11 protein-coding genes are annotated in these 10,184 nt (G+C 69.7%); 4 read left to right on the forward strand and 7 right to left on the reverse strand.

Annotated features, from left to right (window positions below):
* Positions 1 to 171: 171 nt before the first annotated feature.
* From ACTMS2_RS28725 to ACTMS2_RS28735, 3 genes are read right to left on the reverse strand one after another with little or no spacing between them, the layout of a single operon-like run.
* Complete coding sequence (locus tag ACTMS2_RS28725; protein ID WP_350822745.1) at positions 172 to 1,581, reverse strand: ABC transporter substrate-binding protein; 1,410 nt, start codon at positions 1,579 to 1,581, stop codon at positions 172 to 174.
* Between the two features lie 20 nt (positions 1,582 to 1,601).
* Positions 1,602 to 2,432, reverse strand: a complete 831-nt coding sequence (locus ACTMS2_RS28730; RefSeq protein ID WP_089000488.1) for a carbohydrate ABC transporter permease — start codon at positions 2,430 to 2,432, stop codon at positions 1,602 to 1,604.
* Positions 2,429 to 3,394: a carbohydrate ABC transporter permease gene (locus ACTMS2_RS28735; RefSeq protein WP_357718789.1), complete on the reverse strand. Its 966-nt coding sequence runs from the start codon at positions 3,392 to 3,394 to the stop codon at positions 2,429 to 2,431. The genes ACTMS2_RS28730 and ACTMS2_RS28735 overlap by 4 nt, the downstream gene beginning before the upstream one ends.
* 429 nt (positions 3,395 to 3,823) lie before the next feature.
* Between ACTMS2_RS28735 and ACTMS2_RS28740 the strand changes: the two genes are divergently transcribed.
* From ACTMS2_RS28740 to ACTMS2_RS28750, 3 genes are all read left to right on the forward strand, one after another.
* The gene (locus ACTMS2_RS28740) at positions 3,824 to 4,438 is read left to right on the forward strand and encodes a hypothetical protein (protein ID WP_441178178.1); all 615 of its coding nucleotides are present in this window, start codon (positions 3,824 to 3,826) and stop codon (positions 4,436 to 4,438) included.
* A 102-nt stretch (positions 4,439 to 4,540) separates the two neighbouring features.
* Positions 4,541 to 5,398, forward strand: coding sequence for an SDR family NAD(P)-dependent oxidoreductase (locus tag ACTMS2_RS28745; RefSeq protein WP_441178179.1), 858 nt, complete (start codon positions 4,541 to 4,543; stop codon positions 5,396 to 5,398).
* Positions 5,399 to 5,464: 66 nt separating this feature from the next.
* Positions 5,465 to 5,938: a carboxymuconolactone decarboxylase family protein gene (locus ACTMS2_RS28750; protein ID WP_441178180.1), complete on the forward strand. Its 474-nt coding sequence runs from the start codon at positions 5,465 to 5,467 to the stop codon at positions 5,936 to 5,938.
* A gap of 147 nt (positions 5,939 to 6,085) precedes the next feature.
* On the opposite strand, the gene ACTMS2_RS28755 is transcribed toward ACTMS2_RS28750, so the two are convergent.
* The 3 genes from ACTMS2_RS28755 to ACTMS2_RS28765 all read right to left on the reverse strand — a co-directional run bounded on the left by ACTMS2_RS28755 (position 6,086) and on the right by ACTMS2_RS28765 (position 8,338).
* Entirely contained in the window at positions 6,086 to 6,961 is an 876-nt protein-coding gene (locus tag ACTMS2_RS28755) for a hypothetical protein (RefSeq protein ID WP_441178181.1), read from the reverse strand.
* Between the two features lie 341 nt (positions 6,962 to 7,302).
* Positions 7,303 to 7,962 (reverse strand): hypothetical protein, encoded by a 660-nt coding sequence (locus ACTMS2_RS28760; protein ID WP_441178182.1) that lies wholly within the window; start codon positions 7,960 to 7,962, stop codon positions 7,303 to 7,305.
* On the reverse strand, positions 7,937 to 8,338 hold the full coding sequence (locus ACTMS2_RS28765; protein ID WP_441178183.1) for a PadR family transcriptional regulator: 402 nt from the start codon (positions 8,336 to 8,338) through the stop codon (positions 7,937 to 7,939). The genes ACTMS2_RS28760 and ACTMS2_RS28765 overlap by 26 nt, the downstream gene beginning before the upstream one ends.
* Positions 8,339 to 8,653: 315 nt before the next feature.
* Here ACTMS2_RS28765 and ACTMS2_RS28770 point away from each other — a divergent pair, with 315 nt between their 5' ends.
* The gene (locus ACTMS2_RS28770; RefSeq protein ID WP_441178184.1) at positions 8,654 to 9,409 is read left to right on the forward strand and encodes a formylglycine-generating enzyme family protein; all 756 of its coding nucleotides are present in this window, start codon (positions 8,654 to 8,656) and stop codon (positions 9,407 to 9,409) included.
* 303 nt (positions 9,410 to 9,712) lie between these two features.
* On the opposite strand, the gene ACTMS2_RS28775 is transcribed toward ACTMS2_RS28770, so the two are convergent.
* The gene (locus ACTMS2_RS28775; protein WP_441178185.1) at positions 9,713 to 10,123 is read right to left on the reverse strand and encodes a hypothetical protein; all 411 of its coding nucleotides are present in this window, start codon (positions 10,121 to 10,123) and stop codon (positions 9,713 to 9,715) included.
* Positions 10,124 to 10,184: the final 61 nt, after the last annotated feature.

Consider the following 10,184-nt stretch of genomic DNA (forward strand, 5'->3'; position numbering starts at 1 on the left):
CGCTCTCTCCCTCGATCGACGGACGAGCCCCACCCTAGGAACCGCCCGCACGCCCGCCCCACGAGGTGCGCACTCGGTGGCCGGCCGACGCCCGTGGGACGGCGGGCGGGCAGCGGGAAGGGCCAGTTCCGACGGAACTGGCCCTTCCCGACGATCAGCGCGGTGCGGTGGTCAGCCGACCGACTTGTTGTAGCTGTCGATGGCGCCCTGCACGCTCGCCGCCGCGTCCTTCATGGCCTGCTCGGCCGGCTTGCTGCCGACGATGGCCGCCTCGAGGCCGTCCTCGGAGGCCTTGCGGGCCTGCGGCATCACGCCCAGCAGGCAGCCGGCCGACGCGACCGACGGCGGCAGCGCGTGCAGCTGGTCGACGGCGGTGCGGAACTGGGGGAACTTCGCCATCCAGTCCTTGTCGATCTGCTCGTCGAGCGCCTTGGCGTTGATCGGCACGTACCCGGTGCTGGTGTGCCACTTGGCCTGCTCGACGGGCCCGGAGGCGAACTTCACGAACTCCCAGGCGGCCCGCTTCTCCTTGTCGCTGTGGCCGACGCCGTTGATCCACAGCGAGGCGCCACCGATGATCGGTCCGCCCGTCGAGGCGGCGCTCACCTTCGGGTACGGGGCGGTGAGCACGGTGAACTTGCCCTTCGCGGCGTCGACGTAACCGCGCAGCACGCTGGTGGACTCCAGGTGCATGGCGACGGTGCCCGACTTGAAGGCCGCCTGGGCGTCGTCGGTCTTGCGGCCGGTGTTGGTCGCGTAGCCGCCCTTCACCAGGTCCGTCCACCACTGCGCGACGCGTACGGCCGTCTCCTGGTCGAACTGCACCTTCGTGGCCAGGCCCTTGCGCCCGTTGCCGTTGTCGCAGTACTCCTTGCCGTCGGTGGCGAGCAACTGCTCCACCAGCCAGCCGTAGATGGCGGCGTTGAAGCCGTACTGGACCGTCTTGCCGCTGGCGTCCTTGACGGTGAGCTTCTTGGCCAGCTCGCCGATCTCGGTGAGGTCCTTCGGCGGCTTCGTCGGGTCGAGGCCGGCCCGCTCGAACGCCTCCTTGTTGAGGTACAGCAGGGGCGTCGAGGAGTTGAACGGCATCGACCAGAGCTTGCCGTCGACCGAGTAGTAACTGGCGATGTTGGGCTCGATGTCGCCGGCGTTGAAGCCGTCCTTCTCGATGAACTTGTGCATCGGCACGACCTGCTTCGAGTCGACCATGAAGCGGCTGCCGATGTCGTAGATCTGCACCAGCGCCGGCGTGCTCTTCTGCTGCACCGACGCCTTGTACTTCGCGATCGTCTCGTCGTAGCTTCCCTGGAAGACCGCCTTGACCTCGACCTTGCCGCCGCTCTGGGCGTTGAAGTCGGCCACGAGCTGGTCGACGGCGGTGGCGTTGGCCCCCTTCATCGCGTGCCAGAACTCGATCGTGGTCTTGTCCGTGGCCTTCTCCAGCACCTCGGCGCCGGGCGCGTCGAGCGCGCCACTGCCGCCGTCGGTGCCGGAGCCGGAGTCGCCGCACGCGGTGAGCGCGGCGGCGGCCACGACGGCGACGAACGCCGCCGCGCTACGGCGGAGCCGAGGTCTTCTCATGGGTTCTCCTTCTCGATGGTTCAACGCAGCGCCCCGGCGGTCAGCCCGCGGACGATGTAGCGCTGGCCGAAGATCACGACGGCCAGCGTGGGTAGCAGCGACAACGCGACGCCGGCGAGGACGAGACCCGGCTGCGCCGCCTCGGCGTCGTTGAGCTGGGAGATGCCGATCTGCAGCGTCTGGAACTCGGTGTCGCGGATGAGGATCAGCGGCCAGAAGTACTGGTTCCACGCCGAGAGGAAGACGTAGACCCCGACCGCCGCGATGGAGGGCTTCGACAGCGGCACGATGACCCGCCACAGCAGGCGCCAGTGGCCGCACCCGTCGATCACTGCGGCGTCGCGCAGCTCGGTCGGGAACTGAAGGAACGCCTGCCGCAGCAGGAACGTGCCGAACGCCGAGGCGAGGAAGGGCAGCACCAGGCCGAGGTACGTCAGCCCTCCGCGCGTCAGGCCCCAGTCGGAGATGGCCAGGTAGTTGGGGATGATGATCGCTTCCCACGGCACCATGAGGGTGGCGAGGAAGAGGCTGAACGTCGCCGCCTTCGCCGGCAGGCGCAGGAACGCGAAGGCGTACGCGGCGAAGATGCTGGTGACGACCTGCGCGACCGTGATGACGCCGGCCTGCACGGCGGAGTTGGCGTAGAAGCGGCCGAGCGGCACCGAGCTGAACACGTCGGTGACGTTCTGCCAGTGCAGCGCGCTCGGCACCAGCGCGGGCGGGTAGGTCGCCAGGTCGCCGGGCCCCATCACGGCGCCGACGAAGCCGTAGTAGACCGGGAAGAGCACGGGGATCGCCGCCAGGCCGAGCACGACGTAGACGGCGATCCGCCCGAGGTTGAGCTTTTTCATCGGTAGTGGACCCGCCGTTCGAGGACGCCGAATTGGACGGCCGTGCAGCCGAGCATGATGACCAGCAGCACGACGGCCTGCGCGCTGGCCGCGCCGAAGTCGGAGGAGCCGAAGGCGAACGCCTTCTCGTAGATCGAGTAGACCAGGGTCGTCGTGGCCTGGTCCGGCCCGCCCTTGGTCAGGATGTGGATCTGCCCGAAGCTCTGCAGGGCGTGGATCGTGGAGACCACCACGAGGAAGAACAGCTGCGGGGAGAGCAGCGGCACGGTGATCCGCGTCGCCAGCCGCCACCCGGTCGCGCCGTCCAGCCGCGCCGCCTCGACCACCTCCGGCGAGATCGCCGAGACCCCGGCGGAGAGCACGAGGATGTTGTAGCCGAAGTTCATCCACACCGTCGCGGCGCAGACGGCCGGCAGCGCGATCGACGGGTCGGTGAGCCAGTTGACCCGGTCGATGCCGAGGGAGCCGAGCAGGCCGTTCGCCACCCCGATCGCCGGGTTGTAGATGACGGCGAAGATGACCGACGCGGTCGCCACCGAGAACGCGAACGGCAGCGCGAACGCGGTGCGCAGCGCCCGTACGCCCCGGATGCGCGCCTCCAGCAGCAGCACCACGAACAGCGCGCCCAGCACGGCCGGCACCACCGAGAAGAGAGTGAACAGCGCCGTCGTGGCCAGCACCCCGCCGAACTCCCCGGACAGCATGTCCCGGTAGTGCGCCGCGCCGACGTACTCGGACGCGGCGCCGAAGATGTCGTTGCCGTGCACGGAGAGGTACAGGGTCCGCCCGAGCGGCCAGAACACGAACAGGGCGAAGACCCCCACCGAGGGCAGCAGCATCAGCCACGCGAGACCGGACTCGCTGAAGCGGGCGCGCCGCACCTGTCGGGCGGTGGAGGGCGTGGATTCGGAGGTCAGGGGGCGTTCGCCCGGTGGCGCGCTGACGGTGGAAGGGGGAGGCACCGCAGCACCCTACCAACGGCATCGAGGGATAGACATCATTTGGGGCGTGATGTGCCGTCAGCCCGGGAGCGGCAGCCGCGACGGTTCGGCACTTGACGCAAACGGGCGGTCGGGGCGCGATAGAGCCCCTACGGTCGGTTGTCGACAACGCGTCGCGACCACCGGCCCGAGGAGCCAGATCATGCAGACGATCGTGACCAGTGGGAGGCGAGGGTACGGTGCCCGCCGCCGGCGGGACGCATCGCGGGCGGTCCGGCCCGCTCCCGCCGCTGCCGAGACCCACCCCGGTGGTGCCTGAGCGTGTCGGCCGGGCACTCCGACGGAGACGGCGACCGCCCCCAGCGTGAGGGCGGACGTGCCGCCCGGGCGCACAACCGTCGAGAGGACGGTTCCCGTCTCGACGATCTCACCGACCGGCTCGACAAGCCGATGGGGATTCTCGGCCTCCTGTTCCTGCTGTTGGTGCTCGTGCAGGCGTTCACCCACGACGAGCCGCTCAGCACCATCCTCACGATCGCCGGTTGGATCCTGTGGGCCGTGTTCGTGGCGGAGTTCGCCCTGCGTGCCTGGCTGTCCCGGCACCGCGCCCGACAGTTCTGGCGGCAGAACTGGTGGCAGGTGATCTTCCTCGTCGTGCCCTTCCTGCGGTTCGCCCGCGCGGCCATCGCGCTTCGCGCCGCCCGGGGAGCCGGAGTGGTCGCCGCCGCCGTGCGCGGCTCCCGCTCGGCGGGCCGGCTGCTCACCAACCGGCTGGCCTGGCTCGCCGTCGTGACGGTGACGGTCATCCTGGCCGCCGGGCAGTTGCTGACGCTCACCGGCTCCTACCCGACCCACGGGCGGGCCCTGCACGCTGCCGCGCTCACCACCATCACCGGTGTGCCGCTCGGCGCCACCGACACGTTCGCGCAGATACTCGAACTGGTGCTCGCCGTCTATTCCGTGGTGGTGTTCGGCACCCTCGCCGGCGCTTTCGGGGCGTACTTCCTCAGCCACGGGCGCACTGCCGACGAGCCCGTACGGCAGGACCCCGAACCGGAGCGGTGAGCGACACGGAACCTCCAGTGGCGAGTACCGACGCCGACGCCACTGCGCGGGCGGTTCCGCGCCTCGCGCGTTCATCCATCGGGAAGTATCTATAATTCCGCCATGAGTGATGGTTCCCGGTCGCTGACGGGCAGGCGCGTCCTCGTCACCGGTGGCGCCCGCGGGATCGGCGCCGCGCTGGCCCGTCGGTTGCACCAGCGGGGCGCCAGGGTCGCCGTCGTCGGGTTGGAACCCGAGCTGCTGGCCGACGTGTCGGCGGCGTGCGGCGACGCCCCGTGGAGCAGCTGCGACGTCCGCTCCCGAGCCCAGGTCGACGCTGCGGTCGAGATGGCCGTGGACCGGCTCGGCGGGCTCGACGTCGTCGTGGCCAACGCCGGGGTTGCCGCCCAACTGCCGCTGGTCGGCGGCGACCCGGACGTGTTCGAGCGGACGAACGCCGTCAACGTCCTCGGCACCTACTACACCCTGCGCGCCGCGGCCCCGCACATCAGCCACCCGAACGGCTACGCGCTGGTGATCGCGTCACTGGCCGCAGCGGTGCACGCGCCGCTGCTCGGTGCGTACAGCGCCTCCAAGGCCGCGGTCGAGGCCCTCGGCAACACCCTGCGGGTCGAACTGCGGCCCTCGGGCGCCCGCGCCGGCGGCGCGTACTTCGCCGAGCTGGACACCGACATGACCTCGCGCGGGTTCGGCACCAGGGCCGCGACGGCGCTGCTGCACGGCAGCCGGCTGCACCGCGTCGCCTCGTTGGAGGTCGGCGTCGCCGCGTTGGAGCGCGGCGTCGCCCGCCGGAGCCGGCGGATCGTCGCGCCCGGCTGGGTGCGGCCCGTGCTGCCGCTGCGCATGGCGGTCCAGCCGCTGCTCGACCGCAGATTCCAACGCGGGCTGGTCGACGCGCTACGCATCGCGCAGGCGGAGCGTCCGCCGCTGACCACGCCGCAGCCGGATGGCCAACCGTGACCGCGCCCCGCATAAGCCCCGGCGGCCGGCAGGACGTCGGTACGTTCGGTTGGCTGTTCAGCCAGGGTGGCCGGCCGGGTCACGGGCACCGGCCCGCCGAACCTGTTCCTCACCCTCGGCCGCCACCGCCCGCTGTTTCGCGGCTGGCTGCGTTTCGCCCGCCGCCTGATGCCGGGCGGCGTGCTGCCGCGCCGGGAGACCGAACTGGTCATCCTGCGGGTCGCGCACCTGTGCGCCTGCCGCTACGAGCACGACCACCACCTGAGGCTCGCCCGGCGGGCCGGCGTCACCGACGCGCAGATCGAGCGCGTGAGCAGCGACGACATCGGCGTCGGGTGGTCCGCCCGTGAGCACGCGGTGCTGGTCGCGGTCGACGGGCTGGTACGCCACCGCGACCTCGACGACGAGGCGTGGACGGCGCTGCGCGTCCACCTGGACGAGCGCGAGTGCATCGAGCTGTGCATGCTGGTCGGGCACTACGTCATGCTCGCCACGACCATCACGACGCTGCGCATCCAGCCCGACCAACCGCCCGGATAGCGCTCCACCGAGCAGCGCCTGCCTTGCTCGCGCGTACGAACACGCAGGTTCGCCACAGTGCGCCCGGTCGCACCGCTGCCGCGTCGGGAGGCTAGGGGTGCGTGCTCGTGCGGAGCGAACGCTCAGATGTCTGCGGTGTGCTGCGCGTCAGCATGGCCACGACGTCGGAGGTGGGCCGAATGCGCGACGCCCGGCCCGTACAGCCAGAGTGGCGAGGGCAGCATTGGCGCCACCACCGATCACCGCGCCGATACCGAACGGTGCTGCTCGACCGAGAACGATGATCCCCTGCTTGCTCCCGTACTTCGTGATGAAGTGTCTCCCCAGGACCTTGTTGATCTGACGTAATGTCTCGGCGGGCACCTTGGCGACCACCTGACGTCCCCAGTGTTGCCCCGTACGCTCGGCGACCTTGGTGATGGTGGCGGAGCCGGACCCGCCGAGCATGATGCCCATCACGATCGTTCGACGGCGCTCGATCTCGTCGATGGGCACTCCGTGGACCTCGGCGATCGAGAGCGCGAAGAGGGCGCTCAGCTGAAGCGATGAAAGAGCCTCGCCGGCCGACAGCGCCAGCGCGACGCCCGTGCCGACGCCGGGCGCCGCTGCGGCTCCGCCAACCGCGGCACCCGTGCCGGTCAGGGCGCCCACGTACATCCGCTCCAGATTGCGGATCACCTCTGCTGGTGTCGCCTCTGGGTTCCGCTGGCGGGCCCGGGCGATGTTCTTGCGTACCAGTGGGCCCTGGAGGTCGATTGCCTTGTCCAAGAGGTCAAGCACCCGCTGCCCACGTACGGCTGCTTCCGGAACCGGTCCGTCGTGGGCATCCGTCGCCATGCGTTGAGCTCCCTGCGTCGTCACGTCCGAAAATGAGTCCCCGCTCGACCAGCCGAGCGGAGCTTGCGCCAGATCGTCGATCGGTGGACGCCACACACGGGCGACGTCGTCGATTGAGGCGCCTGTGGAATGGGCGGTTCGATCAACGTCCACCCCGTTGCGGTCAATGAGGTTACGTTGTGGCACCTCGCCACCGCCAGATCTGAGATCCGTCCCGATCGAACGACGATCACCGAGTGGCCGCGCCACCCCAACCCACTCTCACCAGCGCGATCTCGGCCGACCACCGCCGCACGAGGCCGTCTACCGATCGCAGCCGCACCGCCGGAATGGCGGGTTTCCGACAGTCAGCGAGCGTCATCGACGCAGGCGACGGGAGCCCCTCGCCGTCGTGGCCGTCGAGGAGTACGCAGCGCCGGCCACCGGGCAGCCGAACACAGCAGTAGACGCGGTGGCGGAGGCCCTGCTGGCCTCTTGATGGGTCACGCGCAGGAGTGGCCCGGGCCATGACCGTTGGGCTGGCCGGATCACCGCGCCGCCGTCACAGACCAGCGGCGGGCCAGCGTCGTTGCCGCAAGGAAGGCAGCGAGGACAATCGCAGCCTCGGCCGCGATCGCCAGTGGGGTGAACGGGTAGTTGAGCGACCAGGCGAAGGTGGCCGCAGCGGCGATCGCGGCTGCGATAGCGGGTGGCAGCAGCAGTGTCATCCGCGCCGCAGTGTGTCGGATGTGGGGCGCGTCTCGTAGGGCGATGCGTACGGCGAGGATGGCGCCGGCGATGACAACCGCTGCGACGGCGCCGTAGAAGACGCCAGCGGCAAGCCACAACGGCACGCGCACGCTTCGCGGCAGGTCGAATGCCGCCACGAATGCCTGGTGCAGGCTAATGACCACGACGTAGCCCACGACGAGGGAGAGCATCGCGCCCGCGGTCGCAACGCCGAGTACCTGGCCGTACCGCGGCGGGGTGCGCTCCACGCCGGCTTCCTCGGCGATTCGCACGGCGAACTCGGCAGGGTCAGCGCCGAGAAGCTCTGCGGGATCGAGCCCGTCGGCGGCTGCTGCCTCGAGTTCGGCGCGGAGGTCGGCCGCGAGAGTCACCCGGTCGCGACGGTGAATACCGAGAGCGCGCCACTCTCGGTCTGCGGCGGCGAGGAGGTTGTCAACGGCCGACGTCGACGTGCTCATGGTCGTCTCCTGGATTCGGTGGACGGACGGCGAGGGTTGCGTTCACGACGCCAGCGAACTGGACCCACTGCTCGCGCCAAGCGCGCAGCCGATCGTGGCCGGTATCGGTGAGCCGATAGACCTTGCGGGGTGGGCCGTTGGGACTGGGCTGCAGCGCGTTGGCGATGAGCCCCAAGCGGTGCAACCGGGTGATCAACGGGTAGACGGTGCCGTAGCTCACCGTTCCGAATCCGGCGGTGTCGAGTCGGCGGACGAGTTCGTAGCCGTGCGCCGGCTCGCCGGCAAGCAGCGCAAGCAAGCACATGTCCAGGCAGCCGCGCAGTAGCTGGGCCTGTCGCTCGGAAGCGGCTTCCGAGCCGCCCACTGCCGCTATCATGCACCACATAATACGGTCGGTACTATGCGTCGTCTAGTAGGTCTTCGTCAAAAGCCGGTTGATGCCGCACTCCACGGCGTGACGTTGCTGTAGACGTGCTGCTCGGCCCGGCGCCGGCCCGCGTACGCGACGACGGCACCTGGTGAGCGGGCCTCGGACGACGAATGCCTTGCGGATCAAGGGGTGCGTTGATCGGGAAGCGAGAAGCGGGGTTCCGGTATCAAGGTGTGCCACTCCAGGACAACCCAAACCAGGAACGTCGCACGGTGGATCAGACCGCCATAACCAGATTCTCGGCTGCTAGCGTTCGGCGCCATGTGGACCGAGGAGATCGTGGCCGGGCGTCCGGCCTGGCGCCACACGGCGTCGGGTGTGGTGTTCCGGGAGGTGCCCGGCGGCACGTTCCGCATGGGTCTGTCCGAGGCGGAACTGGAGGCCGTACGCGCCATCGAGCGCAGCGGAGAAGTCGAGGACACCCTCGAGCCCTTCTTCGCCGGCGCAGCGGACGCCCAGCCGGTGCGGGAGGTGCGGGTCGAACCGTTCCTGATCGCCCGGCACCCGCTGACGGTCGCGCAGGTCCGGCACTGGCTGCCCGACTACGAGGACTTCTACGCCGACGAGGACACCACCACGGCCCGCCTCGAGGACGACCTGGACGACCTGCTCGACGCCCTGCCGTTCCGGCTGCCCAGCGAGGCCGAGTGGGAGTACGCGGCCCGCGCCGGCACCACCACGCTGACGTTCCGCGGCGACGACAAACCCGACGAGGACCAGATCCTCGACGACTTCGGCGACGAGGAGCGCACGGCCGCCGCCGAGAACGCCTTCGGCCTGGCCGCGATGGGCTCGGCCGGCGAGATCTGCGCCGACGTGTGGATCCCCGGCTTCGCGGACGCACCGGCGGACGCGCGGCCACGCGCCGGTGACGGGCTGCGGACCGTACGCGGCGGCGCCGCCGACCTCTACCCGTGGCAGGGCTGCGACGAGTGGCTGCTGCTGCTCTCCGCCACCCGGTACGAGCACTCCCAGTTCACCGCGGTCCGCCCGGCCGCACCGCTGCCGTCCCGGTAGGTCGCCTCCCGGCTGGTCGGCACGTTCCCGATTCCAACAGGCCAAGACTGAAGCTGGTCTCGACGAGTATCAGGTCCGCGACCGGGGAACCCGTTACGCCCACATCAGCTCGCGATGGCCGCCCACGCCTGGCTGCCCGTGGCCCGATCCTTACCGCAGGAGGGAAACCAACCCTGGCGGCGACATGATGGATACCGTTTGAACGCTTCTACCGTCGCCTTCGGTGGACGCTTACCAGCCGCTGAACCTGTTTGCCGAGATCGCCGTAAATACCGCTGGTAAGCAGACGCATCGGTAGCGGTCTCAGCAGAGGTACGAGCCGCAGTAGCCGCGGATGATCGCAGTCGCACTGCGGGTGGCGCTCTGCCCGCCCTGGGAGTACGTGACGCTTGCGGTGATCTCACTATCGTTGGAACCACCCCGCACGGCAACGGCGCAGTCGTATGAGGTGGTGGTGCAGCCGGTGATCACATACTCATACGGGCCGGTGACCGTCCACGAGTAGGTGTAGCTGCCGGCCGTGTTGAGCACGGCGAATCCGACGTTGTACATGGTGGCCGGCTTACTGTTCAGGCAGGTGGTCTCCCATGTGAAGATCGTGCCGGGCGCGACGCGACAACCGAAGGTCTCGCCACCGAATGCGGCGGCCGGGGATGCGGTGGCCAGACCGAGCGTCGCGACAGCCAGAAGGGAGGCGACTAAGGCGTGTTTCATAAACCGGTCAGAGCCACTCAGTGATGATCGTGATGGTTAGGACGGCTTGGAAGCGAACTGC

It is taken from the genome of Micromonospora sp. SD12 (genome assembly GCF_052068495.1).
GTDB classification, from domain to species: Bacteria; Actinomycetota; Actinomycetes; order Mycobacteriales; family Micromonosporaceae; genus Micromonospora; species Micromonospora echinofusca.

Excerpts from the sequence above, each read along its gene's own strand:
- ACTMS2_RS28760 (WP_441178182.1), bottom strand. The coding sequence starts at position 7,962 with ATGAGCACGTCGACGTCGGCCGTTGACAACCTCCTCGCCGCCGCAGAC.
- ACTMS2_RS28730 (WP_089000488.1), bottom strand. The coding sequence starts at position 2,432 with ATGAAAAAGCTCAACCTCGGGCGGATCGCCGTCTACGTCGTGCTCGGC.
- ACTMS2_RS28740 (WP_441178178.1), top strand. The coding sequence starts at position 3,824 with ATGGGGATTCTCGGCCTCCTGTTCCTGCTGTTGGTGCTCGTGCAGGCG.
- ACTMS2_RS28775 (WP_441178185.1), bottom strand. The coding sequence starts at position 10,123 with ATGAAACACGCCTTAGTCGCCTCCCTTCTGGCTGTCGCGACGCTCGGT.
- ACTMS2_RS28725 (WP_350822745.1), bottom strand. The coding sequence starts at position 1,581 with ATGAGAAGACCTCGGCTCCGCCGTAGCGCGGCGGCGTTCGTCGCCGTC.
- ACTMS2_RS28745 (WP_441178179.1), top strand. The coding sequence starts at position 4,541 with ATGAGTGATGGTTCCCGGTCGCTGACGGGCAGGCGCGTCCTCGTCACC.
- ACTMS2_RS28765 (WP_441178183.1), bottom strand. The coding sequence starts at position 8,338 with ATGATAGCGGCAGTGGGCGGCTCGGAAGCCGCTTCCGAGCGACAGGCC.
- ACTMS2_RS28770 (WP_441178184.1), top strand. The coding sequence starts at position 8,654 with ATGTGGACCGAGGAGATCGTGGCCGGGCGTCCGGCCTGGCGCCACACG.